Here is a 25,170-nt window from a genome sequence, read left to right as displayed (position 1 = left end):
GGCGGGGATCACTTCTCCAGGTCAGCGGCATCTTGGCTGGCGTCGACGATCTTCTGAGCGTTGGACTTGCCGGCAAAGAGCAGGGCAATTTCATCGTTCATTGCGCCGCCAATCGATGCGCCGAAAGCGGTGTCGAAGTAGAGCTGGAAGTACGGAGCACTGTCACGCACGTCCATCAGCGAGGCCAGTGCTGGGTCAGCGATCGCGTCCTTGGCATCCGGGTTGGTCGGCAGGCCCATGTCCAATTCGGCGAATCCGCGCTGGACTTCGGTGGAGAGCATGTACTTCACGAAGTCGACGGCCGCATCTGGCGCGCCTTCGGAAACTGCCCAGGCGTCGCCTCCGCCAAGCTGCGCGGCAGGGTCGCCTTGCCCGCCCTCGATGGCAGGGAATGGGAACCAGCCGGTGTCCTCGCCCATGCCCGCGCCGTCCTCGGTCAGGCCCTGCATGACCCCTGGCTCCCAGTGGCCAGCCAGTTCCATGGCTACCTTTCCTGTGGCCAACAGGCCGGAAGCGGAGGTCGGGCCGGACTGCGCCGGGGTGGAGAGGAAGCCCGGGTTGAACGGCTGGGCCTTGATCAGCTTGTCCACATCTTCCCCGGCCGCCACGAAGCACTGGTCGCTGAAATCGAGATTGGCGACCGAGTCGGCAAGGGTCTGCTGGGAGCATTCGCGCACTGCCGCGTAGTACCAGTAATGGGCTGCTGGCCACTTGTCGCCAGCGCCAATGGAAATCGGGTCGATGCCGGCCTGCTTCAGCTTCCCGGTTGCCTCGATCAGTTCGTCGAAGGTCTGCGGAGCCGAATCGATGCCCGCTTCCTTGAACAGCGCCTTGTTGTACCAGAACCCCGCGCCGCCCAGGGAGAACGGCAAGGCGTAGGTCCTGCCATCGAGCTGCCAGCCGCCGGCGCTCTCGCCGAGGAAGGCGATTTCCTCGGCGGCCGCATCGGTCAGGTCCTTGGTCAGTCCCGCGGCCACGTGCGCCGCCAGCTCGCCGCCGCCACGTTCCATGTAGACATCCGGGGCATCGCCGCTCTGGAAAGCCGCATCGAGCTTGGTGAGCATGTCCTCGTGCTGCATTGCGTTGACTTCTACGTTCACACCTTCGTGGGCGGCTTCGAAGTCGGCCGCCACTTTTTCGTAGTAGGCCTTGCCGTCGCCATTGTTGGAGTTGTGCCACCAGGTGATTGTGGTCGTTCCGTCAGCCGACTTCCCATCCTCTTTTGCGCCGGCGGCGCAGCCAGTGGCCAGCAAGGCGGTTGTGGCGGCCAGCGCCAGGATCTGCGCACCTCGGGTCTTGGATAACATGCTCGTGCTCCTCAGCTGTGATGATGACCTGTCGACCTCGGGCGGCAGGCGATTGGCTCCACCAAGAATTTCACCGTGACGCAGGTCATGTCAATCGTTTTCGATAACGTTTTCCAAATCCATCGCGAAAACGTTATCGAAAAGTTCGCGATTCCCCGCCATTTCCCCGTGAAACCACGATTTCCCAGAGCGTTTTGCGCTACTGTTAGTCGAGTGATGACCCCTCAGACCGGAATTCCCGAGATCCCCGCCCAGCAGCAGCTCTCCGGCGAGCCCTCCGGCTCACGCGTGACCATCAACGATGTCGCGCGCGCCGCGCAGGTCTCGGTCTCAACCGTGTCGAAGGTCGTCAACGGCCGCTACGGGGTTGCCCCGGCTACCATCGCCAAGGTCCACCAGGTCATCAGCGAGCTGGGTTACGAGACCTCGCTGGTCGCTTCCTCGCTGCGCAGCACCCGCACCAACATCATCGGCATCCTGGTTGCGGAATTCGAGCCCTTCTCGCTGGGCCTGCTCAACGGCATCTCCGCGACCCTGCGCGGAACGGAATACGATCTAATGGCCTACGCGGGCAATCTTTCCCCGGACGGGCATGCCGGCTGGGAGCGCCGCTCGCTGTCCCGTTTGGGAGGAACCCTGATCGACGGCGCCATCATCGTCACCCCCACGGTGGAGGTCCCGCATAGCTCGGTTCCGGTCGTCGCCATTGACCCGCATACGGGGCCGCAGATGCCGCTGGCCATCGATGTGGACAACCGCGCCGGAGCCTACACTGCCACCAAGCACCTGCTGGATCTGGGCCATCGCCGCATCGGGCATATCCGCGGACGAGCGGATCTGGCATCCGCGCACCTGCGCGAGCAGGGCTACCGCCAAGCACTGGAAGAGACCGGCGTGGAATTCGACCAGCAGTTGGCGCGCGACGGCGATTACCAGCATGACGCTGCCGTGCAGGCCGCCAATGACCTGCTCGATCTGCCCGAACCGCCCACCGCAATCTTTGCGGCCAACGACCTTTCGGCCCTGGCCGCGTTGGAAGTTGCCGGCGAACGCGGGCTGCAGGTTCCCGGCGATCTCTCGATCATCGGGTTCGACGACATTCCCGAGGCAGCACAGGCCACTCCCCCGCTGAGCACCGTGCGCCAGCCGCTGCATGAGATGGGCGCCCAAGCGGTGAACATGCTGCTGGCTCTGCTTTCCGGCGAGAACGTCCAATCCCCGGACCACTTGCCAGCGGTGCTCGTTCCGCGCGAGACCACCTCGCGTGCGCGCAACAGCTAACGGGCAAAGCAAAGCACCCCGCTACGCACCGGAAATTTTCCACTGCGCAACGAGGTGCTGTCCGTGCGATCCTGCGCTGGCTACAGGCCCAGCTCGTCCTTGCCGTAGGCGAACAGGTAGGGGACGCCGGCTTCTTCTTCGATGCGTTCCTTGGCTCCGGTGTCCCGGTCAACGATCACTGCCACGGCAATGACGTTGCCGCCTGCCTTGCGCACACCTTCTACAGCGGTCAGCGCGGAGCCGCCAGTGGTGGAAGTATCTTCGAGCACGATGACATCGCGGCCTTCAACGCTTGGCCCCTCAACCTGGCGGCCCATACCATAGGACTTCTGCGCCTTGCGGACCACGAATGCATCGATGGCGCGCTGCCGGGCACGTGCGGTGTGCATGATGGCGGTGCCTACCGGGTCGGCGCCCATGGTCAGGCCGCCGACATTGGTGAATTCCAGCTTGGCCTCGTCCAGCAGGTCAAGCATGACTTCGCCAACGAGTCCGGATGCTTCCTGATGCAGGGTGACACGGCGCAGATCGATGTAGTAATCGGCTTCCTTGCCCGAGGACAAGGTGACCTTGCCGCGCACAATGGCTAGTTCTTGGATCAGTTCTTTTAGTCGCTCACGCGCGCTGGTTTCGCTCATACCCTCGATTCTAGTCGGCATCATGGCTAGGCTGATTTCATGAACGCAAAACGCCCCTTGGGTTACTGGTTGAAATTGGTGGATTCGCTGATTGACGAGCAGTTTGCAGCGACTCTGGAAGAACACGGTGTGACGCGCAGGCAATGGCAGGTGCTCAACCTGCTGGAGCAGCAGCCTGCCACCGAGGCGCAGCTGGACGCCGGGCTTTCCCCATTCTTCGCTTCCCCGGATGAACCGCAATCATTGCGGGAACACCTTGCCGAGCTGATCGAATCAGGTTGGGTTACGGCAGTGAACGGCGAATATTCCATCACCGAGCGTGGGCACACTTCGCTGCTCAAGCTCAGCGAGCTGGTGGAGAAGATCCGCACCCAGTTCGGCCAGGACCTGGATGGTTCCGAATATGACGCTGTGGTTGAAACCCTGGAGAAGATCGCCCGGAATCTGGGCTGGGATCCCGACCGGGAATCAGCATAGCCCCGCCGGGATTTGTTGAGAACAGATTAACTTTCGTTCCCATCCGGTGCAGCGGTACCGCACGGCGATGGCTCATGCCTAGGATTAGAAGCATGCGTGAACTGCAAGCAAAGATCATTGAAGAGCTGGGCGTGCGCCCGGAGATCGACCCGGCCGGCGAGATCCGCCGGCGCATCGACTTCCTCAAGGACTATCTGTCCGCCACCGGTGCGAAGGGATTCGTGCTGGGTATTTCCGGCGGCATCGATTCGACGCTGGCTGGTCGTCTGGCCCAGCTGGCAGTTGAAGAGGTGCGAGATGTTGGCGGCGAGGCCCGCTTCGTGTCGGTGCGCCTGCCGCATGGCGTGCAGAAGGATGCTGCCGATGCTCAAGCCGCCATGGATTTCGTGGCTGCCGACGAGCAGTTCGAGGTGAACATCCAGAAGCCGGTCGCCGCCTTCGACGAGGCCTTGGCTGATGCAGGGCACCCGTCGCTGAGCGATTTCAACCGCGGCAACCTCAAGGCCCGCTCCCGAATGCTGATGCAGTATGCCATGGCCGGCGACCGCGGGATGCTGGTACTGGGCACCGACCACGCGGCCGAGTCGGTCACCGGCTTCTTCACCAAGTTCGGCGACGGCGCAGCGGATCTGTTGCCCTTGGCCGGACTGAACAAGCGCCAGAACCAGGCGCTGCTGCGCGAGCTGCAGGCCCCTGAGCTGCTGTGGGCCAAGGAGCCGACCGCGGATCTGCTGGATGGCCAGCCCCTGCGCGCAGATGAAGACGAGCTCGGCCTGACCTATCCGCAGATTGACGATTACCTCGAGGGCCGAGAGATCGATCCGTCCGCTGCCGAAGCCATCGAGCGGCGCTTCCTGGGATCACGGCATAAGCGCACCGTGCCTGCCACCTACTGGGACAAGTGGTGGCGCGCCTAGCAGTTATCCCAATCCGGTAATTTCCTTCAGCGCCTGGACATGTTGCGCAAAGGCCTCTTGCCCGGACGAAGTCAGCTTCGCCCAGGTGCGGGGCCTTTTGCCCACGTACCCCTTCTTGATCTGCACGTACCCTCCGGCCTCCAGTGCGCTCAAATGCCGCGACAGCACCGAATCCGAAATGCCGATGGCTTCCTTCAAGGATTTGAAGTCAGCTTCGTCTACTGCTTGCAGGGAACCCATTAGCGAAAGCCGCACCGGGTTGGAGAAATCGTCATTGAGCCGTTCACGGGCATGGGAACTCACTTGCGCACCATCGCAATTCCGGTCAGCGACAACGGTGCGGCAACGATGATCCAGATCAACGCGATGACGCCCCAGCCCATGGATCCGGCTCCGAGCAACGCAACAGCCACCGCATAAAGCACCATGCTGATAGTGAATCCCCGGAGGTACATTTTTGAATGCCCGCGCGGCAGCGAGCGGTAGAGCTTCCCGTAGGCCAAGGAAATAGCTATGACGGCTATGGCAAACAAAACCATGATGACGATGAAGCCGGTGAAATTCTCGTCGGGGCGATAGAGCTGCAGCAGCGCCGCCAGCCCGCCCATGAGGACCCCCAGGATGATGCAATAGGTGCCCAGCAATTTGGCACCGTATCCGGCAGCCCGCTGCATTCCCTGTTGCGCCATCCCCAGGGCGGCGAGTTGCTCTTCGGGAGTCATTTCATTGTCGGAGCTCATTTGATGGCCGCCTTGCGGGCCTTCTGCTGACGCTGGGCATGGATGGAAGTCATGGTCATGCAGAGGGCCATGAAGAAGCCCATGCCGATGAAGAGCAGCGAGTTGTTGCCCGTGGCATAGGCGGTCATGGCCATTGCCGCGAAGGCCAGGCCTGCCGAAACGATGATGACGGTGTACCAAGTGCTGAATGGAATCTTCATTGTCCTGCTCCTTTGACTTCGATCTTCCTTGTCCCTTGACCATAACAAGTACTTTTCATTTTGGAAAGTACTTGTTATGGTTTGGAAAGGAAAATCTTGAAGGACGCTGGAGCCGGCTACACGAAGGCGCTCACTCCGGTCAGCGCGCGCCCGACGATCAGCGAGTTGATCTCATAGGTGCCTTCATAGGTATGGAGAATTTCGACATCGCAGAAGACCTTGGCCATTTCGAAATCGCTCACCACGCCATTGCCGCCAAGCATCGCCCGGCCCAACGCGGCCGACTCCCTTGCCAGGCGGGTGGCAGTCGACTTCGCCATGGCAGCATCCTCCATGCGCAGTTTTCCACGCTCTTGCTTGCGGGCAATCTCGCACATCATGGAGAGGCAGGCGCCCAGATTGCCTGCGATTTCGGCCAGCGGCTGCTGGATCAGCTGGAAGGCGGCCAACGGCTTGCCGAACTGCTGGCGCTGCGTGGCGTAGGCCTTGCAGATGTCGAGCGTGGCCATAATCGCGCCGGCAGCCTGCCATCCCACCCAAGCGCGCGATTGCATCAGCAGCTGGTTTGCGGCGGCGAAGCTGGTGGCCCCGGGCAACTTGTTCACTACTGGAATCCGCACATTCTCCAGCCGGATATCCGCATTCTGCATGCCGCGCAGCCCGATCTTGTTTTCAATCTTGGTGGCGCTGTATCCAGGGCGGTCCGATTCAACGAGGTACGCTCCGATCTGCGCAGTCTCCTCGTCCTTGGCCCAGACCAGCGCGAAATCGCTCAGCGTACCCATGCCGATCCAGCGCTTGGCGCCGTTAATGAGGTACTCGTCCCCGCCGCGGTGCGCGGTGGCGCCTATGCCTCCGGCGATATCCGATCCATGCTCCGGTTCGGTCAGCGCAAATGCGCCGAAGGCTTCAAACCCGGCGAGCTTGTCCTGCCACCGCGCCCGCTGCTGCTCCGACCCCAGTTCGTGGATCATCCCAAGCACCAGTTCATTATGGATGCCGACCACTGATGAGGTTGAAATATCGGCCCGGGCGAGTTCTGCATGGATCAGCCCGCGCAGCAGATGAGAGCTGTCCTCCAGCTGCAAACCACCCAGCCCCAATTCGGCCAGCTTGCCGATCAGCTCGGCGGGAAATTCTTCGCGGTTCCAGTAGCCAATCGACTGGCGGCGCACCTCGCGCTGCGCCACCTGGCTGATTTCACGCAGCCGCTGCCGTTCGGCTTCCTCCAGTTGTCCGGCCATATTCAAGAGGTCCATCTGGGGATTCCTTCCAAACCATAGGAAGTCCAAGTATATTGTTGGACTAAGTCTTCTTTTGGGGGTATGCAAATGACTTCTCCGCTGCCACGCGATCCAATCGCGCAAGCCAGGGAACAGTGGATTTCCCATGGGTGGTCAGCCGAGGCCGATTCCATGGCCGCGATTACCGCGGTGATGCGCACCGCATCGATCTACTTGCAGCGGGCCGACGCCATCCTCAAGCCTCACGGACTGACGTTTGCGCGATTCGAAGTGCTCGCCCTGCTCGGCTTCTCGAAGCGCGGTTCCCTGCCGATGAGCCAGGCCAGCCAGCTGCTGCAGGTTCACGCAACCAGCCTGACCAATTCGGTAGACCGGCTGGAAGCCACCGGCTTGGTGCGGCGCATCCCGCACCCAACCGATGGCCGCACCCGGCTATTGGAGCTCACGACCGCAGGCCAGCAGGTGCTGCCCGCGGCCCGTGACGACCTGAACGAAAAGCTCTTCGCCCGAAGCAATCTTTCGGGCACCGACGCAACCGAAATCTTCGAAATCCTGGCCCGCTTCCGCAAGGCCTCCGGGGACTTCCTATAGCGAGCCGTCGCGGATCGCGTTGATGATCCCGGAGAAGTCGGTCCCCGCATTGCCTTCATCGCTGAATTTGCGGTACAGCACCGCGGCAAGGGAGCCGAGCTGGGCATCGGTCGTCGTATGCTCCAGCGCACTGGCTGCCAGGCCCAGGTCCTTGGCCATCAATGCGGCGGCGAATCCCGGCTGGTAGTCCCGATTGGCAGGAGAGGCTGGCACCGGCCCAGGTACAGGGCAATTGGTCGTCACCGACCAGCACTGTCCCGAGGCCGAGGAAATGACATCGAACAGCGCCTGGTGCTCCAGGCCCAGCCGTTCTCCGAGCACGAACGCCTCGGCAGCGCCAATCATCGAGATGCCCAGCAGCATGTTGTTGCAGACCTTGGCGGCCTGTCCGGCGCCGTATCCGCCGCAATGCACGATGCGCTTGCCCATATGCTCAAGCACGCCGGTGATCTCCTCGAGATCCTCGGACTGCGCACCGAGCATGAAGGTCAGGGTCCCCGCTTCCGCCCCGACGACGCCTCCGGAAACCGGGGCATCGGCGCTGCGATGCCCCGCGTCAACCGCAAGCTGCGCCGCTTCACGGGCCTGTGCTACATCGATGGTGGAGCACTCCAGGAAGAGCGTATTGGGCTTGGCGCTCTCCAGCAGGTATTCACGGTAGGCATCGAGCACGTGCTTGCCCGAGGGGAACATGGTGATGACGATATCGACATCGGTGGCCGCCTCTGCGCCTGTCGCCACGGTGGCTATGCCTGCTTCCGCGGCCGCCTGCACCGCGGCAGGAACCACGTCGAAGCCCTTGACCCGGTAGCCGGCCTTGTGCAGGTTAATGGCCATGGGCAGTCCCATATGGCCCATGCCGAGGAATCCGATAACTGGTTTGACGCTCATGAGTGGCTCTTTTCCTCTAGATCTTCAGCGAGCAGTGCGAAAGTCAGTTCTGCTCCCGGCAAGGGTGCCAGGTGCCTTTGCGTGCGTTGGGCCGGAGTTTGGCCGAGGACAGTTTCGGTCCATTGCGGATTGCGGTCCTTGTCGACCACTGCGGCGCGAATGCCCTCGGCGAAATCTGGGTCGTCGAGCCGATGCACGGCGGCCCGGTATTCCCGCTGCAGATCCGTTCTCAAATCGGCTCCAGCCAGGCGAATGAGTTCTTCGGCTAGGCGTACCGAGCTTGGGCAGGCAGCGGCCAATGCCTTCAGCGCTTCCTGGGCTTGCGGAGAGTGGTTGCGCTCCAGGGCATGCACTACTGCTGGGATGCTTTCCTCGCCAAAGGACTGCACCCATTCTTCGTGCAGGAATCCGGGCTTCGGGCTCTGCGCATAGTCGGCCAGCACTGCCGCAGCGGGCTGGGTTTCCAGCTCGGCGAGCAAGTCAGGGATCTTCTCCTGCGGCACATAGGAGTCGGCCAGGCCCAAGGCGATGGTGTCGGCGGCGCCGAATTTCATTCCGGTCAGGGCCGCCAAGCGTCCGGCGGCATGCGGCGCACGCGCCAGCAAATGCGTTCCACCCACGTCTGGGAAGAATCCGATGCCGACTTCCGGCATGCCGCACCGGCTGGCTTCAGTAACAATGCGATGGCTGCCGTGCGCCGAAATGCCGATGCCGCCGCCAAGGACAATTCCGTCCATGAGCGCAATGTACGGCTTGGGGTACTCGTCGATCAGGACATTGAGCTGGTATTCAATGCGCCAGAAGTCGGCCGAAGCGCCACTGCGGTCCAGGATGTCCCGGTAGATCGCCACGATATCCCCACCGGCGCACAGACCGCGCTCCCCAGCGCCCATGACCGCTACTTGGGCGATCTCCGGGTCATTGCGCCACTGAAGCAGGGCGTCGAGGAATTCCCGGCACATGTCCGTGGTGAGCGCGTTGAGGGCCTTGGGCCGGTTCAGCGTTATGAGTCCCAGGTGCCCCCGGCGTTCGGTCAGAATCTCAGGCAACAGACTCTCCTTTGAGTGATTGAGGTCACCTACTGGTGTCGAATATACTCGGACTTCCAACTAAATTGAAGTGGCACAGGACAGCAAACTTGATAGGTTGAACTAGTGAAGATTGCAACCTGGAATGTGAACTCGCTGCGAGCCCGCGCCGACCGTGTTGAGGATTGGCTGCGACGCACCGATGTAGATGTCCTGGCTATCCAGGAAACTAAGTGCAAAGACGACAATTTCCCCTGGGAACTGTTCGAGAACAACGACTACGAGGTGGCGCACTTCGGAGTAAACCAGTGGAATGGCGTCGCCATCGCTTCCCGCGTTGGCCTCGAAGATGTTGAACGCACCTTCCCTGGGCAGCCGGAATTCGGCAAGGCCGGAAAGAACCCGATCCAAGAGCCTCGCGCCATCGCGGCAACCTGCGGCGGGGTGCGCATCTGGAGCCTGTACGTCCCGAACGGGCGCGCGCTGGATGACGAGCACATGGGCTACAAGTTGAACTGGCTGGACGTGCTCAAGCAGGAATCCGCCGGCTGGCTGGAGCAGAATCCCCAGGCGCAGATTGCCTTGATGGGCGATTGGAACATCGCGCCAAAGGACGAAGACGTCTGGGACATCGACTTCTTCATCGAGAACAAGATGACCCACGTGTCAGCACCAGAGCGTGCCGCCTTCGCTGCCTTCGAGGAGCTGGGCTTCACCGATGTGGTGCGCCCGCATACCGAAGGCCAATACACCTATTGGGACTACACGCAGTTGCGTTTCCCGAAGGGCGAAGGCATGCGCATTGATTTCTCGCTCACCTCGCCGGCGCTCACCGCACGGGTAATCGGTGCGAGCATTGACCGCGAGGAACGCAAGGGCAAGGGCGCCAGCGACCACGCCCCGGTCATCGTGGAGCTGGCCGACTAGTCATGACGGCAAAGATGACTGGGCCCGCCGCAGAGCTGACGGCCGCCACAGCGCACCTTCGCGTCTATGAGCCGCTGGATGCCTTTGAGGATTGGGCCCAGTCCATCATCTTGCGCACTCCCCGGCGCACCGGGGAGCAATGGGACGCCTTCGAGAACGAGCGGCTCTGGAGCCGCACCCTGCGCAACGTCTCCGACCCGTTCCCGCACGACGAGCCGGAATTCTTCCGCAGCGTGAAGTCCTTGGACTACCAAGGCACCGAGCACACCCGGTACTGCCCAGGACAGCTGCAGGCACGCAGCCTGCTCGCCGCCGAACAAGCCGAAGAAGCCATGCGGACCGAAGTGTTCGACCTGCTGGTGCCGCCGGCAGCGCGGCAGGCCAATGCCCAACGCGTTGATGCCGACCGCCTGGCCAAAGACCTGACCCATCTGCACACGAGGACCTCGTCGTGGGGCATCCCGCTTGGCTGGTTCGCCCTCTTCCGCGAAGATGACGAGCACGAGCTGGTGCATAGCGGCGAGCAGTTGAAATCCGTTCGCATGTACGCCTCCTTCGAGCAGGCCATTAATCGCCTGTCTTGGGCAGTGCAGACGCTGGCGACCCATGCGCCGCAGTCGCAGCTTTTCGAGGAGCTGGGCAGCCTGGGCGGCTGGCTGGAAACTTTCGACAGCCGCTCGGTGATTGAACTGGATTATGGACTGCTGGCAGAAATTGTGTGGCCAGATGAATCCGTGAATGATCTGATGCACGGTATTCAGGCATTGGAAGACGAGGACCTGACGAGTGCCGCTGCGGCATACCGCCGGCTGAGCAGTCGCTGGATCGGCCCGCGGCATCTGGGTCGCGCAAACTAGCTATCTGTCCCCGGATACAGCAAAAGCTCCGGAATCCGGAGCTTCTGTTTAGTATGCGACCCTGACGGGACTTGAACCCGCGACCTCCGCCGTGACAGGGCGGCGCGCTAACCAACTGCGCTACAGGGCCTGGTGCTTTGAATAAATTCAAGTCACACAGTAAAACCCCCGGGATGAACCGAGGGCCTGCGTGGCTCCGACCGGCGTCGATCCGGTGACCTTTCGATTTTCAGTCGAACGCTCTACCAACTGAGCTACAGAGCCTGGTACCACTAAGTGGACACCAAATTTACTATTGGAATAGTAAATTGAGCGACCCTGACGGGACTTGAACCCGCGACCTCCGCCGTGACAGGGCGGCGCGCTAACCAACTGCGCTACAGGGCCTTGCTTTCGCAAGCCAATGGATTTCTCCATCTGGCAACCACTAAGTGGTTGCTTGTACCCCCAACGGGATTCGAACCCGTGCCGCTGCCGTGAAAGGGCAGTGTCCTAGGCCGCTAGACGATGGGGGCCTAAGTTGTTCGCTTCGGTTTCTTGCTTCTCCGTAGCGGACTCCAATAACTATACGCAGTGTTTTTTGCTTTTGCAAAATCGGCTCCTGGGCGGGTTTTGCCCATGCCAAATCGGGTGCACAGGCATAGTCTGGAACCATGCTTTTCGAGATGGATGACGACGAATTCCAGGCCCTGGTCGAACAGGCTATCGACGCGATTCCAGAGGCCGCCTTCGCAATGATGGACAACGTCATCTTCTTCATCGAAGACGAGTACGAGCCTCTCCCTGGAGAGCCGGAAAACCCTGAGATTCTAGGGTTATACGAGGGTGTCGCACTCACGGAACGGGACCTGGATTGGGGCGCCGGAGCACTCCCGGATCGCATTACGATCTTCAAGAATCCGACGCTTCGAGCGTGCGAAACACGTGAAGAAGTGGTGCGGGAAATCGGGATTACGGTGATGCACGAAGTGGCCCACCACTTCGGAATCGACGATGCGAAATTGCACGAATTAGGGTGGTCGTAGCGCCGAAATCGCAAAATCTTCTTTTGAGATCTGCCTCACAAAACGATTAGATTCCGGCGGCCTGTTTCCAGCTGAGAGAGACCAGGGCCACAGGCCAACGATCGAAACTAGCCGCTGGGGCACATCCTCCACCCGGAAGGCGACGCGGCTCAATTGCGATGTCTATAACCAAAGTGGTGCTTAATAGGCCGGCACCTGCCGCACTCGCGCCGGCCCAGCTCGGCGAGACGAGAAATTGCCGCCGGAAGAACTTGGCATGGCCACTTTCCCTTGCCGCCACAGCCAAGCGCGGAGGGCAGCAAAGGATCTTCATGCACTTCGAGGGACGATCCCTTTTAAAGGCAACGCTTTGAGCCGCACCTATTCACCCCGCACGTTACCCAAACTTCATGGCAAGTAAGCCCTTGGTAACGAAGCGAAACGCATCTATTAGTTATTTCCCAATTGCTCTCGATAAGTCACACAGGACCGAAAAACCATTATCTGTGCAGATCACCGCCGAATAGGCCCGAGAATTACACGGATGGGATTCATGTGACTGATGTGAACAGTGTTGCCAAGCGTGTCTTAATTGGCCTAATGTGCTATTTGGAGTCTTATCCGAATCGTGACCTTCATATTGCTGAAAGTCACGACTCACGCGCTCCGCGTCATCCATGTACTTAGTGAGGAACGATATGGCTACTCGCCACACGCTCGGTGTTGCTGCAAGCACCCTGGCCCTAGCGGTGTCCTGCCTTGCAGGCGCTTTGCCCGCTTCCGCATCTACTTCAGCTTCACTCCCTCAGTCTGTGGCGATCGCTGCCGCACCAAGCGCTTCTGCGCTGCCGTCGGACGCGGAAGTCCAGGAAGCAAAGAAGGACAAAGCTTCGACGAACGCGATGATCACGCGAATCGAAGCTTCCCTTGCTTCCAGCCGTGCCGAGTTGCAGCGCGTTGAAACCGAAGCCGCTCAAGCCCAGGAATCCCTGCTTACTGCCGGCGAAGAGCGCGATCTGCGCACCGCTGCAGCTGAGAAGGCCGTTGAACAGCTTGAGTATGCAAAGACTTACTTGGAGCAGAGCCGCAACGATCTGGGCGCTATCGCCTCAGATATCTACCGCAACGGCGCTGGCACCTCAACCCTGAGCCTGCTCCTTGATGACAACCAGGAAGGCGACCTGTTCTACAAGGCCGCTACCATCGACGCATTGAGCGAACAGAAGGTTCAGTCCGTCAACACCGCCACCGAGGCCGAGGGCCTCGTTTCGGCTTGGCAGGAGTACGCCGACGCGGCACAGAATGCCGCGCAGGAAGCCGCAGCGAACTATGACGCCGCTGCAGCGACCGCGAACAGCACCTTGGCCATCTACGAAGCGGCTATCGAACCTGAGCAGCAGCTGCGCGATGAATTGATCGGCCACCTTGCAACCTTGAAGCAGAAGGAAGAAGCCGAGGTCCGCCAGGCGGTTGAAGAGCGCGAGGCGCAGGAGCAGGAAGAAACTCTTGCGGAAGTGATCGCCGAAGAGGAAAACGTCAACGTTCCCGAAAAGGACATCTTCACCATTCAGCCGCTCACGATTGAAAAGCCTCGCGAGCTGCAGCAGACCGAACCTGAAGAGGAAACGGTCGAGCCTGAGCCTGAGCAGGTTGAAGAAGAACCGGAAACCACTGAGCCACCTGCAGCTCCAAAGCCAGAGCCAACCAAGAAGGCCGAACCGAAGCCGGAACCAACCAAGAAGGCCGAACCTAAGCCCGAACCCACCAAGAAGGCCGAACCTAAGCCCGAACCCACCAAGAAGGCCGAACCTAAGCCGGAGCCAACCAAGAAGGCCGAACCTAAGCCCGAACCCACCAAGAAGGCCGAACCGAAGCCGGAGCCGAAGCCCAAGGCCACCCCGAAGCCGGAGCCGAAGCCTAAGGTCACCCCGAAGCCGACGCCCAAGCCGGAACCAAAGCCAGAGCCGAAGCCTGAGATTGCTCCGCAGTCCAGCAACTACTCGGCAGCGATTTCCTGGGCCTTGAATACTGCAGATGATCCAAGCAAGTACTACGTCTACGGCGCCAATGGACCGGATGCCTTCGACTGCTCGAGCTTCTCGCAGCGCGCCTTCGGCAAGTCCGGCATCAGCCTGCCACGCACCTCGTCCCAGCAGTTCGCCAGCGCCCCGCAGTACGTGTCGCTGAGCAATCTGCGCCCGGGCGACCTGGTGTTCTCGTCATCCAATGGCGGATCCTCGTTCTACCACGTAGCCATCTACATCGGCAACGGCCAGGTAGTCCACGCTCGCAACCCGAGTGCCGGCATCTCGGTGACTCCGCTGAGCTACGTCAACAACCTCTACCCGAAGGCAGCCCGCTACTAAGCTGGATCCCCTCGAGCACGAAGGCCGCGCACCCGGTGGGTGCGCGGCCTTCGTGCATGTTGGCTGTTGCGGCGCGGCTACTGCTCCTGCGCCCTGGTGTCGAAGTCCTTGCGGTTCTCCAGCCGAGGATCGTCCGAGTCCGGCACAACCATGACCGGGCCCTTGGAGTGGTGCAAGACGCCCTGCGAGGTCGAGCCGAGCAGCATCCCGGTGAAGCCGCCACGGCCGCGGGAGCCGGTCACGGTCAGCACCGCATGCTCGGACTCGCGGATCAGCACCTCAACCGGCGGCCCGGAGACCACATCGGTTTCGATCTTCACCGTCGGATAATGCGACTTGAGCCATTTGGTGCCCACGCTCATCTGGTAGCGCACGTCTTCGAGCACGGCTTCCTGGTCCACGGTCGCCGGCATCCAGGCCAGCGCCGCTCCCACCGGCGGCACCGCGCAGATCAGCCGCAGCGTCAGGTCGCTGGCGATGGCCGCCTCCGCTGCCGCCAGCACCGCAGAACGGGCGCGGTCCGAGCCGTCGACGCCGACCACGATGCATTTGCGGTCCGCCGCGACGGCGGCGCCGGCTTCCTCCTGCTCCTTGGCCATGGCCAGCGGAACCACGACAGTTGGGCACTTGGAGTGCGCTGGCAGCGCCGAGGAGACCGAACCGAGCAGGCGGCCCACGAAGCCACCGCGGCCGCGGGTTCCGACTACTACCAATTCCGCGTCCTGGCTCAGATCCAGCAGCACGCCCGACGGGTCCCCGGACTCGATATAGGTGCGGATGGTTGCTGTGCTGCCTTCGAGCTCTGCACGGGCCTGGCGCACAATGTCCTCGGCACCCCCGCGGATCAGATCGTCGTCCAGGGTTGAGTAGCCCGCGTCCATGGAGGATGCGGCAAACACCGGGATGGTATAGGCGGACACGATATTCAATACGCTGCCGCGGCGCACCGCTTCGCGTTCGGCCCAGCGCAAAGCGCATTTGCTCTGCTGGGAACCGTCTACGCCAACGACAATTCCTTCGATCTTCTCTGCTGCCACTGGTGCTTCGTCACTCATCAGACTCGCTCCTCAAATACCTCAGATACAACGGGTTGTGACTTCCCTTACCACCAATGTACTTGCTTCCGCAGTTCTAGGTGTGAGTTGGGTCTAAAGTTTTCGCGTACAGCCTACTGAATAGCTGGAGCGATATGAATCAGCGGCTGAAACGTCATAGAATTTTTCCATGCCCTCCTCCACAAAATCCCCGTCCGGGACTGCTATAAGCGCACGCATCGACCGATATTTCAAGATTTCGGAACGGCGTTCAACGTTCTCCACCGAAGTTCGCGGCGGCATCGCCACCTTCTTCGCGATGAGCTACATCGTCGTCCTCAACCCGCTGGTTCTTTCCGGTGCCGATTCCTCGGGCGGCGAGTTGGGCATCCAGCGCGTTGCCGCAGTGACCGCATTTGTCGCCGGCATCCTGACCATCCTGATGGGCATCTGGGCCCGTCACCCATTCGCCATGGCCACCGGCTTGGGCGTCAATGCCTTCGTGGCCATCACCGTGGCCACGAACCCGGAACTGACCTGGACCGACGTCATGGGCTTGGTGCTCATTGCCGGTGTGGTCATGTTCGGCCTGGTGCTTACCGGATTCCGAACCGCGGTGTTCAACGCGGTTCCCGCCGGGCTGAAGACCGCGATCGTGGTGGGCATCGGCATGTTCATCGCCCTGATCGGCCTGGTCAATGCCGGATTCGTCCAGCGCCTTCCGGATGCCGCGAACACCACCGTGCCGGTGGGCCTGGGCTTCGACGGCGAGCTGATGGGCTGGCCGATCCTGGTCTTCGTCGTCGGCCTGCTGCTGACCATGGCCCTGGTGGTGCGCAAGGTCAAGGGCGCAATCCTGATCGGCATCGTCGTTTCCGCGATCCTCGCCAACATCCTCGAAGCCGTCTTCCACATCGGCGCGATGGAAACCAACACCTGGTCGCTGGTGGTTCCGTCGCTGCCTGAATGGACCCTGCCGGACCTGTCGCTGATCGGCCAGGTCAGCGTGTTCGGCGCCTTCAGCAAGATCGGCGTCACTGCCGCCTCGCTGCTGGCCTTCGTCATCCTGCTCTCGATCTTCTTCGACGCCATGGGCACCATGGTGGGCTTGGCTTCCGAAGCCGGTTCCATGGACGAGAACGGGCAGATCCCCGATGTGGACAAGGTCCTGCTGGTGGACGCGGCCGGCGCAATCGTCGGCGGCGGCACCTCGAGCTCCTCGGCGCAGATCTTCGTGGAGTCCGGCGCCGGCATCGGCGAGGGCGCCCGAACCGGCCTGGCCTCGGTGGTCACCGGCCTGCTGATGATCGTGGCGATGTTCCTGAGCCCGCTGATCTACCTGGTGCCTTTCGAAGCCGTGGCTCCGGCCCTGGTGGTCGTCGGCTTCATGATGATCACCCAGGTTTCCAAGATCGACTGGAACGACTGGGGCATCGCGCTGCCGGCTTTCCTGACCTTCACCCTGATGCCGTTCACCTACTCGATCGCCAATGGCATCGGCGCCGGGTTCATCTCCTACGTGTTCATCCGCGCCACCCAGGGACGCGCCAAGGAAATCCACCCATTGATGTGGGTTGTTTCCGCGGCCTTCGTGCTGTTCTTCGGCATCGGCCTGATTGAAATGTGGGCCGGGGTCAAGTAGCCCCGCAGCCCTTCGGCGCCCCGCCATCGCAGTCGCGATGGCGGGGCGCCTTTTGCCTTCGCACCGGCGGGAACTGGATAGGATGGGGCCTATGAGCGAACAGCAGAATACCGCCGGGCAGTGGATCCAGGTGGCAGCAGGCTTGAAGAACCCTTCGATGCGCCGGCTTCTCGGCGCGGTGCTCAGCGGGCAGGGTGCGCCCGAGCCAGCCAGCAAGTCCGAGCGCAAGGACTTGGAACGCTGGGCCAGCATCGGGCTGCTGCGCCACGACGGCTCCGGGTGGGCGCTGGATGATGAACTGCTGGAGAAGACCTTGGCCTCGGCCTCGGCCGCGAAGGCCAACCGCAGCGGGATCCGCCGCTTCTTCGACGGGCACCGGCTGCAATCCCTCCCAGCGAAACCGGTGGACCGCCACGAGGTGGTTCTCTACCTGCGCAACGCGGTCATCGGCGATGGGGAAGAGCTGCGCGAAGAGCAGCTCAATGAACGGCTGCGGGTGTTCCACCCGGATGTCGCGCTGCTGCGCCGCTACATGGTCGACCACGGCCTGCTGCAGCGCGCCGCCGACGGCACCGGCTACCGGATGGGCACCGTCAGCTAGCCGGTAATCGGCGCGGCGCCGGTGGCGAAGCGGCGCACGGCTTCACCGGCAACCAGCTGCGCGGGCAACGGCGCGGTCCGCAGGCTGCGCTCGAAGGCCGGGCCGAGCTTGAGCGGCTCGTCGCTGGCCAGGAACACGATGTTCCCGTAGCGGCGGCCCTTGAGCATCGGCGGGTCGGCGACCATGGCCACATGCTCGAAGACCTCCAGCAGCGTCGCGGCTTCCGCCTTGGCGCCGGCCAGGTCCGCGGTATCGCCGCAATTCATGATGTAGACGCCACCGGCGTCCAGCACCCGCTGCGCTTCACGGGCGTAGGAGGCAGTGGTCAGCTCGCGCGGGGTGGTGCTGCCGGCAAAGACATCGCGGATGATCACATCGCGGCTCGCATCGCTCAAGGTGGGCAGCACCTGCGCCGCGTCCCCCACGCGCAGGCGCACCAGCGGGGCACGCGGCACCTCGAAGTTCACGCGCACCAGCTCGGCCAGCTTGGCATCCAGCTCCACCACGACCTGTCGGGCGTTTTCATAGCTGGCGGCAACCCAGCGGGCCATGGAGCAGCCGCCTCCGCCGAGGTGGAGCACGCGCAGCTTGCGGGCGCGGCCATCAAATTGCCCGGCAGGAAAACCGATGGTGAAGATCGGTTCCATCCAGCGCATGTACTCGAAATCGAGATAGGTCGGATCATCCAAATCCACGTGCGAGGACGGCACGCCGTTGACCTTCAGGATGTAGCGGTTGGCACCGTAGGGATCGGCCTCGATCACCGCCGTACCGGTGTCGATCGGAAATTCTCCGAGCATTGATTCCTTGGTATCCCTAGCCACGTGCGCGCACCATCCGTTGCTCGATCAAGCCTTTCCAGCTGCCAGCCAGGGCTTCGCTGGTTCCATCGGGGGTGAATCCCTGCTTCGCGAAGAAGGCCAGGGCCCGCTCGTTGCCCTGCAAAACCCAGACCAGCGCATCGCGCTCTCCCAGGACCACATCGAGGAGGTGCTGGCCCAGTCCGGTGCCGTAATACTCTTCCAGTACATAGAGCATGCCCAATTCGATGTCTACTCCGGCGTCCTTGTCCTCGTCGATGGCCGGTGTGCCGCCGGCTACCCCGATGATGCGTCCATCGCGGTCTTCGGCGATGAAGAATTGCGCGCCGGATGCCAGCCCGCGTTCCCACCAGGCTACCTGGCCATCGAGCTGGCCTTCGTGGTGGGCGAAGAATGATTCATCGCGAAGTGCGGCGTACGCTTCCCGCCAGGCTTGCAATTTCATCTGCAATGCGGGGCGGACGTCTTGTTCAGTAGCCAGTCGGATTCGATAGTCGTTCATTTGCGGCACTTCTCTAGCCTACGGCAGTAGCTTCGCTAATCTCTTCCAACTCACCAAGGCACCCTCCTACTAAAGTAGGATTGCGGACTATCCAGATGTTTGAAAAACTTTTGATGTCGTTGCAAATTTCTTGGATCAAGAGGGGGTCGGGCTTGGACCGGAATACAAAATACGCTGCCTTGACCGGTGGCCTTGTCGGTTCACTGACCCTGACCATCAGCCTTTCCTCGACCTTCTGGGTGATTCTGCTCGGTTGCGTCCTCTTGGCCGCCGGCTTCAGCATTCTAGCCAGATTCGAACGTTTCTGGGGCCCTGCCGAGCCGGACCACTACTACTACATCGTCCCCATGCTGGTTGGCCCAGTAGTTGCGGGCCTGGTGCGCAACACCGAGCAGGCCCTGTGGGTAGGCCCGCCGATGGGCGTGCTTTGCGGATTGGGCGTGTACTTCTTGATCCTGAAGTCGCCGCCGTTCAAGCAGGACGAAGCCGGGGAACACGATGCCGAACTCCCCGAGCACTCTCCTACGCGCTAGCCGTGGCCGCTAGAGGACTCGCGCGAGCGCGAATCCATCCCAGCCTTTGACGCCCACGGTCTGCAGGGCGGTGGCTGATACGCGCGGATCATCGCGCAACCACCGCAAGGAGTCCTGGATCCCCCGCACATCGGCCTCCTGCGTCCCGTGCCGAGCCGGGTCATCCAAGACTGCGCCGCTGCGCACCACGTTGTCGAGCACCAGCACGGTCCCTGGATGCGACAGTTTCACTGCCCGTTCGAGGTAGGCCGCGTTGTTGCGCTTATCTGCATCGATGAAGATCAGGTCAAATGGCGCAACTCACTTGGACAACAGCGAATCCAGCGAACCTTGGGCCGCGCCCAACTTGATTTCAACGCGTTCGGACAGCCCTGCCCGCTGCAAGTTCTCGCGTGCAACCGAGGCGTGCAGAGGTTCGAATTCGCAACTGATGACGGTACCGGCTTCTCCCACGCCCCGGGCAAGCCAGCTGGTCGAATAGCCGCCGAGGGTTCCGATTTCCAGGACCCTGCGTGCGCCTGTGATCTCGGCGAGCAGCTGGAGGAACTTGCCCTGGGCCGGGCTGACTTCAATCCGCGGCAATCCGGCGCTATGGGAATGCTCGCGGCCTGCTTCCAAAGCGTCAACACGCAGCCCCAGCTCCCGCTCCAGGTACTCGTCGACTGCCCCGGCATCATGTTCGGCTGAATGGTGGATCATGACGACATGTTCTCCTCACTATCCTTGATGGCCTTCTCGAGCCGCTGGATCTTGCCGTCAAGCTCGCCCTCGTAGCCGGGGCGGATGTCGGCTTTCAGCACCAGCGATACGCGCGAACCGAATCGACCAGCAGCCATGGTGGCTTGCTTGACCACCTCCATGACTTCATCCCATTCGCCTTCGATCTCGGTGAACATGGAGCTGGTGCGATTGGGAAGACCGGAATCCCGGACGACTTTCACCGCTTCAGCCACTGCGTCATGGACCGAGCCATTGGGGTTGTCATTACTAGGTGCTACTGAGAAAGCTACAATCATGCTTCCACTGTCCCACTACGCGCTGGGCTTGTCATCTGCCGTGCAGGCAATATTTAGGCAGCCAGTCCACTCGCCCTGAGCAAGATGGCCGCCAGGGCACCAGCAACAACGACGACAAGATAGGGCGCCTTGAAAACCAGCGCAATAATCGCGGCCGCGAGAGCGCCAATCCTGGCATCGATGACCAGTTCCTGTCCCGAGGTGAAGGCATTCACCGTCACCAAGGAAGACAGCAGCGCGATGGTCAGCGTGGCGGCGACATGGGACATGGTCGGCGAGTCCAAGACCCTGCGGGGCACAAAGAAGCCGCAGAGCTTGATGGCGTAGGCCGTCAGGCAGGCCCCGAGAATCCACCAGCTCAACTCGTTCACGCTTTCTCCTCCTCAATGCTTTCCAGTTCACCATGCTCGGTCGCCGCCGGGGCACGGCGGCCGGTGGCCACGGCGTAGATCGCGGCGCAGGCCGCCGTCACCAGAATCGGCAAGCCCGGCGCGGTCACCGGTACCGCCAGCGCGGTGAGGATCGCCGCGGCAATTGCGATCATGATCGGTTCAACTGATTTCAGCCGCGGCCAGAGCAGCCCGATGAAGGCCGCAACCGCGGCGCCATCCAGGCCCCACGCAGCAGGGTCGCCCATGCGTTCGCCGAGCAAGGCGCCAACGAGGGTGAACAGGTTCCACAGGGCGTAGACGCCGGCACCGGCGGCGATGAAGCCGCGGCGCTTTTCGGCCGGGTCGGATTGCCCCAAGCTCACTGCGGTGGATTCGTCGATGGTCACCTGGGCCATCCAAGGCACATGCCGTCCCAGCGGGCGCAAGGTTTGCTTGATCTGCATCCCGTACACGGCATTGCGGATGCCCAGCAGCGAAGCCGCGGAGAATGCCGCCGAGGCGGCACCGCCGCCGGAGATTACCCCGATGAAGGCGAACTGCGAGCCGCCGGTGAACATCAGGGCGCTCAGCGCAACGGTTTGCCATAGATTCAGGCCCGCGGCGATGGACAGCGCCCCGAAGGAAATGCCGTAGAGCCCGGTGGCGATCGCGATGGAAAGGCCCATCTTGGTCGCAGGCGTGAACCAGCTAGCGGACGTGGCGGGCATCGTACCTGACCTTGTAGACACCGCGTTTGACCTTCGCCTCGCCGATTTCAACGTGCTCCAGCTGGTCCAGATGCTTCACGTGGGTGCCGCCGCACGGTTCAGTATTCACCCCGGCGATGGTCACGGTGCGGATGCCCTCTTCATCGATGGCGGTTGTGACTTCACCGCCACCTGCAATGAGTTCATTGATGCGGTCTTGGATCATGGCCTTCGCCGCAGCCCGTTCGTTCTCATCGCCCAACGGCAGATCAACGGTCACCGGATCGAAGTCGAGCCGGGATTGCCCGGGGAAGTGCGAGTGGCCCTTGTGCTGCCAGCCGCGATCTTCACCGGCAAAGCCCAGGACGTGCCCGGCGGTGTGCAGGGCTGCATGGGCAAGGCGCAGCTCGCCATCGATCTCGGCTTCGACCCGATCTCCCACCTGCTTGGTGCCGGCACCGTACAGGATCACCAGACCGTTCTCGCCGCGCTGGACCGATACCGGCAGCCCGTCTACGGTGCCCGAGTCTTCAGGCTGGCCGCCGCCGCGCGGATGGAAGATATTCGGGCTAAGGGCAATCCACTGGCCTTCGTCATCGCTGCCCGCAGCAATGACTTCAGCTTCGGTGGCGAAAACATAGGTGTCCTGCAGGTACAGATTGACCTGTGCGGTTTCTTCGGTGCTCATGTTTCCTAGCTCAGCTCCAGTTCTTTGCGTAGTTCTGCCGGACGGTTGCTGGTCAGTTCCCCAACGCCCAGGTCCACCAGGAATTGCGCATCTGCCGGACGGTCGACCGTCCAGATCCGCGCTTTCAATCCTTGCTCCAGCCACCGTCGCACAAGATGCTCGTTGGCTCGGGTCCAGGCGACGCCGGATCCGACGATTCCAGCTCCCCCTGCGTTGATCAGTTCGATTCCTTCAGGCACGGAGCGGTACAGCACCTCGTAGACACCGGCCCTGCCCACGTCACCCGAATCAATCAGTTGCTGGACGTAGTCCGGATTGACTTCGGTCATCAATTGGCACAACAGCGCAGTGCTGACCGTGCGGGCCAGATAGCGCAGGGAATTCGGCTCGAAGCTCATCAAGGTCACGGCAATCTGTCCCTGCGAGCCGGCGGTCCCGGTTTGCGGGTCGAACCCGTGCGCTGCAAGGACCTGCAGCACGCCCTTTTCCAGCAGGTGGCCATAGGGGCTTGGATGCTTGATTTCGATGGCCAAACCAATTGGCTTGCCGCGTTCTTCAATGAGAGCGAAGAGTTCGCCGAGGCTCAGGAGCTGCTCGTTTTCGGTCCCATACTCGGCCGGGACGATGCTCGGTACGACTCCGGTGAAGTCCATGGCTTTCATTTCCGCCAAGGTATATCCGGCAACGAGACCGGATGAATCGGAGGTGCGGTCGACCGTTGGATCGTGGTGGCAAACAACGATTCCGTCTTTGCTCAGATGGACGTCGCATTCAATTCCATCGGCACCTTCGTCGATGGCCTGTAGATAGGCGGCACGAGTGTTCTCCGAATATTTATGGGAGCTGCCGCGATGGGCGAAGAAAAGCGTATCCATGCTTCCTACGCTACGCGATCCCCGCTCCTTGATACTGTAGATTAGCCTTGGCTCGACGCATATTTCATCAACTGCGTTCAGGTCTTTTGCGTGCAGTTGCAAGCTCCTGCGGCCATCATGAAAAACTCGAAACTCCCCGGCAAGAAAAGGTGTCTGCATTTCCGATTCTGCCCCGGATTCCCAAGGCAAAATCGTCATCCGCATGGGATCAGCGAACTCGCCGATAACTGGCTGCAATTGCACCGCTGGAGAGCGGTTGCGCTGAGATCAATTCCAGATGACGGGATTTCTGCAACCCTGCCTGGTGCAGCGTTGGACCATGGCCGGCGATAACTGGGTGAATTAGGAAGTGGTACTCATCTATGAGTTCCATCCTGTCCAGAGCTGTTGCCAGCTTGCCGCTGCCCAGAAGCACACCATCGGGGTACTGGTCTTTCAGCCTCAGTACACAGGCGCGCAGCTCTCCACTTAGCAGGTGGGAGTTATTCCATGAATATGCCGTGCGAGTGCTCGAGACAACGTATTTGGGCTTCGCCTCCAGTTGCTGTGCCCAGCGAAGCAGCGCTGGCGGCGCTGAGATGTCGCCCCGAGCCACAGCTGGCCAGTACTCCTCCATCAAATCGTAGGTAACACGACCCCAGAGCATCGCTCCATGCGCATTCATCAGACCCGTGAAATAGTCGTGCGATTCATCGTCGGCGATGCCTTCTCGATGATCGACGCAGCCATCCAGCATGACGTTGTAGCTAAATGCCAGTAAACCCATCAGAAGCTCCTGCAGCCATTTGCTTGCCGGACGAACCCCGGTGCCCTGACTCTAGGATTAGGCGCTTATTGCGTCAAGCAGCTGTCTTAGGGCACCAGGGAATTTGCGGTGAACGGGGACTGCGCGATCGCGACAGAAATAACTGTCCACAGTCCAAGACCGGGGTACTCGCTGCCGGGCAGCCATGCCGAGTACGGCTTCCGCGATCCTATGCTTCAAAGGTAGGCTCGCTGCATGACACAGCCAGACTCAGTCATCAGTTTGTCCCCTGTCCCACACGACCTTGTGCCCATTATCCAGGGCTTGGTCCAAGGCTCTTGGCCAAAGACTGAAGTTGAGCGTGAGGCCCTGTTCGATGCGCTTGGATTCGTATCAGGCACCGCGATTGATTCCGACGACCAGGATTCACCTCATCAGATGACGAGTCTGGATCTCGGCCTGCCAGGAAAAATATCGAGTACTTGGGATACGTACCGTCAACAATTCCTCAGTGTCTGTACGTTCCTCTACAGTTCTCTGGTCCCCCAAGATCCAGTCACCCGGTCTGGGTTTGCTGTTTTGCAGGCAGAACTCTCAGAGGTGTATGGCGCTCCGGAACGCCCCTGGGAAGACGAGGATCAGTCCATTCGCATTTGGCGATGCAATGGCCGGAGCATCACCTTGCAGTTATTCAATCGGCGGGATAGCACCGTGATGCTCACGGTTGAAGATTTGGCGCTCGCTTCAGTCATTGAATCTGAAGAAGCGGCCCATTAGCCTTCTCAATTCTTGGATCGGATGAAACAAGCCCTTGCCACGGCGATTGTTCCCGCGGCAGCGCCAATCAACGCGACGGCAAGCACGATCAGTAGAACTTTGATCAGAGTCTACGGAATATGCAGCGTGAACTACGCTATTCCGATAGCAAAAACGTCATCAAACACCAGTGATGCGATCGCCGGTCCTGCGGACAGGAGCGACGCTTTCTCAGCCATACCTCGATGATGGGCCGGCTGCGAGGCTGGACAACAGCCGCGGCAATTAAACGAGTGCAGGGCCAGACGTTGCGCCTGGCCACCCGCACCACACTCACGGGTTAAACAGGTGAGGCTCCAACCATCACTGGCTAGAGCCTCAAACCCACTAGGTTAAGTCCGGCGGTGACCT

29 protein-coding genes, 4 tRNA genes and 1 pseudogene are annotated in these 25,170 nt (G+C 61.4%); 12 read left to right on the top strand and 22 right to left on the bottom strand.

The window, feature by feature from the left end:
- Positions 1–8 precede the first annotated feature (8 nt).
- A complete protein-coding gene (locus tag BKX98_RS11195) occupies positions 9–1,307 on the bottom strand; it encodes an ABC transporter substrate-binding protein (RefSeq protein WP_073707298.1) in 1,299 nt (432 codons plus the stop codon).
- 216 nt (positions 1,308–1,523) lie between these two features.
- Here BKX98_RS11195 and BKX98_RS11190 point away from each other — a divergent pair, with 216 nt between their 5' ends.
- Positions 1,524–2,588 (top strand): LacI family DNA-binding transcriptional regulator, encoded by a 1,065-nt coding sequence (locus BKX98_RS11190; RefSeq protein WP_073707297.1) that lies wholly within the window; start codon positions 1,524–1,526, stop codon positions 2,586–2,588.
- Between the two features lie 80 nt (positions 2,589–2,668).
- Here BKX98_RS11190 and pyrE read toward each other — a convergent pair whose 3' ends face one another.
- On the bottom strand, positions 2,669–3,226 hold the full coding sequence (gene pyrE, locus BKX98_RS11185) for an orotate phosphoribosyltransferase (protein ID WP_174520620.1): 558 nt from the start codon (positions 3,224–3,226) through the stop codon (positions 2,669–2,671).
- A gap of 39 nt (positions 3,227–3,265) precedes the next feature.
- On the opposite strand from pyrE, the gene BKX98_RS11180 reads away from it, so the two are divergent.
- Together BKX98_RS11180 and nadE are read left to right on the top strand one after the other, a co-directional pair.
- Positions 3,266–3,703: a MarR family winged helix-turn-helix transcriptional regulator gene (locus BKX98_RS11180; protein WP_038992004.1), complete on the top strand. Its 438-nt coding sequence runs from the start codon at positions 3,266–3,268 to the stop codon at positions 3,701–3,703.
- A gap of 92 nt (positions 3,704–3,795) precedes the next feature.
- A complete protein-coding gene (gene nadE, locus BKX98_RS11175; protein ID WP_073707296.1) occupies positions 3,796–4,620 on the top strand; it encodes an ammonia-dependent NAD(+) synthetase in 825 nt (274 codons plus the stop codon).
- A 3-nt stretch (positions 4,621–4,623) separates the two neighbouring features.
- On the opposite strand, the gene BKX98_RS11170 is transcribed toward nadE, so the two are convergent.
- From BKX98_RS11170 to BKX98_RS11155, 4 genes are all read right to left on the bottom strand, one after another.
- Complete coding sequence (locus tag BKX98_RS11170) at positions 4,624–4,923, bottom strand: transcriptional regulator (RefSeq protein WP_038992006.1); 300 nt, start codon at positions 4,921–4,923, stop codon at positions 4,624–4,626.
- Positions 4,920–5,360, bottom strand: a complete 441-nt coding sequence (locus tag BKX98_RS11165) for a hypothetical protein (RefSeq protein WP_073707295.1) — start codon at positions 5,358–5,360, stop codon at positions 4,920–4,922. Before BKX98_RS11165 ends, BKX98_RS11170 begins: the two co-directional genes overlap by 4 nt.
- The gene (locus BKX98_RS11160) at positions 5,357–5,560 is read right to left on the bottom strand and encodes a hypothetical protein (protein WP_073707294.1); all 204 of its coding nucleotides are present in this window, start codon (positions 5,558–5,560) and stop codon (positions 5,357–5,359) included. The genes BKX98_RS11165 and BKX98_RS11160 overlap by 4 nt, the downstream gene beginning before the upstream one ends.
- Positions 5,561–5,676: 116 nt before the next feature.
- Entirely contained in the window at positions 5,677–6,819 is a 1,143-nt protein-coding gene (locus BKX98_RS11155) for an acyl-CoA dehydrogenase family protein (RefSeq protein WP_073707293.1), read from the bottom strand.
- Positions 6,820–6,891: 72 nt separating this feature from the next.
- Between BKX98_RS11155 and BKX98_RS11150 the strand changes: the two genes are divergently transcribed.
- Positions 6,892–7,395: a MarR family winged helix-turn-helix transcriptional regulator gene (locus BKX98_RS11150; RefSeq protein WP_038992010.1), complete on the top strand. Its 504-nt coding sequence runs from the start codon at positions 6,892–6,894 to the stop codon at positions 7,393–7,395.
- On the opposite strand, the gene mmsB is transcribed toward BKX98_RS11150, so the two are convergent.
- Both mmsB and BKX98_RS11140 read right to left on the bottom strand, forming a co-directional pair.
- The gene (gene mmsB / locus BKX98_RS11145) at positions 7,390–8,286 is read right to left on the bottom strand and encodes a 3-hydroxyisobutyrate dehydrogenase (RefSeq protein WP_073707292.1); all 897 of its coding nucleotides are present in this window, start codon (positions 8,284–8,286) and stop codon (positions 7,390–7,392) included. The two genes, BKX98_RS11150 and mmsB, sit on opposite strands and share 6 nt — an antisense overlap.
- Entirely contained in the window at positions 8,283–9,335 is a 1,053-nt protein-coding gene (locus BKX98_RS11140) for a 3-hydroxyisobutyryl-CoA hydrolase (RefSeq protein WP_073707291.1), read from the bottom strand. Before BKX98_RS11140 ends, mmsB begins: the two co-directional genes overlap by 4 nt.
- 105 nt (positions 9,336–9,440) lie before the next feature.
- On the opposite strand from BKX98_RS11140, the gene BKX98_RS11135 reads away from it, so the two are divergent.
- Together BKX98_RS11135 and BKX98_RS11130 are read left to right on the top strand one after the other, a co-directional pair.
- Positions 9,441–10,241, top strand: a complete 801-nt coding sequence (locus BKX98_RS11135) for an exodeoxyribonuclease III (RefSeq protein WP_073707290.1) — start codon at positions 9,441–9,443, stop codon at positions 10,239–10,241.
- Between the two features lie 14 nt (positions 10,242–10,255).
- Entirely contained in the window at positions 10,256–11,098 is an 843-nt protein-coding gene (locus BKX98_RS11130) for a hypothetical protein (RefSeq protein ID WP_052253858.1), read from the top strand.
- A 56-nt stretch (positions 11,099–11,154) separates the two neighbouring features.
- On the opposite strand, the gene BKX98_RS11125 is transcribed toward BKX98_RS11130, so the two are convergent.
- The 4 genes from BKX98_RS11125 to BKX98_RS11110 all read right to left on the bottom strand — a co-directional run bounded on the left by BKX98_RS11125 (position 11,155) and on the right by BKX98_RS11110 (position 11,613).
- Positions 11,155–11,228, bottom strand: a tRNA-Asp gene (locus BKX98_RS11125).
- Between the two features lie 61 nt (positions 11,229–11,289).
- A tRNA-Phe gene (locus tag BKX98_RS11120) sits at positions 11,290–11,362 on the bottom strand.
- 49 nt (positions 11,363–11,411) lie between these two features.
- Positions 11,412–11,485: transfer RNA gene (locus tag BKX98_RS11115), tRNA-Asp, on the bottom strand.
- Between the two features lie 55 nt (positions 11,486–11,540).
- A tRNA-Glu gene (locus BKX98_RS11110) sits at positions 11,541–11,613 on the bottom strand.
- A 138-nt stretch (positions 11,614–11,751) separates the two neighbouring features.
- Here BKX98_RS11110 and BKX98_RS11105 point away from each other — a divergent pair.
- Both BKX98_RS11105 and BKX98_RS16670 read left to right on the top strand, forming a co-directional pair.
- Positions 11,752–12,123, top strand: a complete 372-nt coding sequence (locus tag BKX98_RS11105) for a metallopeptidase family protein (protein WP_066143491.1) — start codon at positions 11,752–11,754, stop codon at positions 12,121–12,123.
- A gap of 677 nt (positions 12,124–12,800) precedes the next feature.
- Positions 12,801–14,468 (top strand): C40 family peptidase, encoded by a 1,668-nt coding sequence (locus tag BKX98_RS16670; protein WP_143181102.1) that lies wholly within the window; start codon positions 12,801–12,803, stop codon positions 14,466–14,468.
- A 77-nt stretch (positions 14,469–14,545) separates the two neighbouring features.
- Here BKX98_RS16670 and BKX98_RS11090 read toward each other — a convergent pair whose 3' ends face one another.
- Complete coding sequence (locus BKX98_RS11090; RefSeq protein ID WP_066143486.1) at positions 14,546–15,523, bottom strand: universal stress protein; 978 nt, start codon at positions 15,521–15,523, stop codon at positions 14,546–14,548.
- Between the two features lie 169 nt (positions 15,524–15,692).
- Between BKX98_RS11090 and BKX98_RS11085 the strand changes: the two genes are divergently transcribed.
- Together BKX98_RS11085 and BKX98_RS11080 are read left to right on the top strand one after the other, a co-directional pair.
- Complete coding sequence (locus tag BKX98_RS11085) at positions 15,693–17,144, top strand: NCS2 family permease (RefSeq protein WP_073707289.1); 1,452 nt, start codon at positions 15,693–15,695, stop codon at positions 17,142–17,144.
- Positions 17,145–17,235: 91 nt separating this feature from the next.
- Positions 17,236–17,745: a DUF2087 domain-containing protein gene (locus BKX98_RS11080; protein WP_073707288.1), complete on the top strand. Its 510-nt coding sequence runs from the start codon at positions 17,236–17,238 to the stop codon at positions 17,743–17,745.
- Here the strand turns inward: BKX98_RS11080 and BKX98_RS11075 are convergent.
- Positions 17,742–18,545 carry a spermidine synthase gene (locus BKX98_RS11075; protein ID WP_143181101.1) on the bottom strand — a complete coding sequence of 268 codons (804 nt, stop codon included), beginning with the start codon at positions 18,543–18,545 and terminating at the stop codon, positions 17,742–17,744. The two genes, BKX98_RS11080 and BKX98_RS11075, sit on opposite strands and share 4 nt — an antisense overlap.
- A gap of 16 nt (positions 18,546–18,561) precedes the next feature.
- Positions 18,562–19,068, bottom strand: coding sequence for a GNAT family N-acetyltransferase (locus tag BKX98_RS11070; protein ID WP_073707286.1), 507 nt, complete (start codon positions 19,066–19,068; stop codon positions 18,562–18,564).
- Between the two features lie 152 nt (positions 19,069–19,220).
- Here BKX98_RS11070 and BKX98_RS11065 point away from each other — a divergent pair, with 152 nt between their 5' ends.
- Positions 19,221–19,601 (top strand): hypothetical protein, encoded by a 381-nt coding sequence (locus BKX98_RS11065; protein WP_121865960.1) that lies wholly within the window; start codon positions 19,221–19,223, stop codon positions 19,599–19,601.
- A 9-nt stretch (positions 19,602–19,610) separates the two neighbouring features.
- Here BKX98_RS11065 and BKX98_RS11060 read toward each other — a convergent pair.
- The 7 genes and pseudogenes from BKX98_RS11060 to BKX98_RS11030 all read right to left on the bottom strand — a co-directional run bounded on the left by BKX98_RS11060 (position 19,611) and on the right by BKX98_RS11030 (position 24,024).
- Positions 19,611–20,300: pseudogene (locus tag BKX98_RS11060) on the bottom strand (O-methyltransferase).
- Positions 20,297–20,617, bottom strand: coding sequence for a thiamine-binding protein (locus tag BKX98_RS11055; RefSeq protein ID WP_073707284.1), 321 nt, complete (start codon positions 20,615–20,617; stop codon positions 20,297–20,299). Before BKX98_RS11055 ends, BKX98_RS11060 begins: the two are co-directional and overlap by 4 nt.
- A 53-nt stretch (positions 20,618–20,670) precedes the next feature.
- Positions 20,671–20,988 carry an AzlD domain-containing protein gene (locus tag BKX98_RS11050; RefSeq protein ID WP_083586775.1) on the bottom strand — a complete coding sequence of 106 codons (318 nt, stop codon included), beginning with the start codon at positions 20,986–20,988 and terminating at the stop codon, positions 20,671–20,673.
- A complete protein-coding gene (locus BKX98_RS11045; RefSeq protein WP_233125359.1) occupies positions 20,985–21,716 on the bottom strand; it encodes an AzlC family ABC transporter permease in 732 nt (243 codons plus the stop codon). Before BKX98_RS11045 ends, BKX98_RS11050 begins: the two co-directional genes overlap by 4 nt.
- Entirely contained in the window at positions 21,697–22,383 is a 687-nt protein-coding gene (locus BKX98_RS11040) for a hypothetical protein (protein WP_073707283.1), read from the bottom strand. The genes BKX98_RS11045 and BKX98_RS11040 overlap by 20 nt, the downstream gene beginning before the upstream one ends.
- A 5-nt stretch (positions 22,384–22,388) precedes the next feature.
- Positions 22,389–23,501 (bottom strand): glycerophosphodiester phosphodiesterase family protein, encoded by a 1,113-nt coding sequence (locus tag BKX98_RS11035; protein ID WP_143181100.1) that lies wholly within the window; start codon positions 23,499–23,501, stop codon positions 22,389–22,391.
- Complete coding sequence (locus tag BKX98_RS11030; RefSeq protein ID WP_073707282.1) at positions 23,467–24,024, bottom strand: dihydrofolate reductase family protein; 558 nt, start codon at positions 24,022–24,024, stop codon at positions 23,467–23,469. Before BKX98_RS11030 ends, BKX98_RS11035 begins: the two co-directional genes overlap by 35 nt.
- Positions 24,025–24,258: 234 nt before the next feature.
- Here BKX98_RS11030 and BKX98_RS11025 point away from each other — a divergent pair, with 234 nt between their 5' ends.
- On the top strand, positions 24,259–24,780 hold the full coding sequence (locus BKX98_RS11025; protein ID WP_073707281.1) for a hypothetical protein: 522 nt from the start codon (positions 24,259–24,261) through the stop codon (positions 24,778–24,780).
- Positions 24,781–25,170 lie beyond the last annotated feature (390 nt).

The organism is Glutamicibacter sp. 0426, assembly GCF_001906485.1.
GTDB classification, from domain to species: Bacteria; Actinomycetota; Actinomycetes; order Actinomycetales; family Micrococcaceae; genus Glutamicibacter; species Glutamicibacter nicotianae.
Note: the sequence above shows the minus strand (reverse complement) of the source record. Positions and strands in the feature narration are given on the sequence as shown.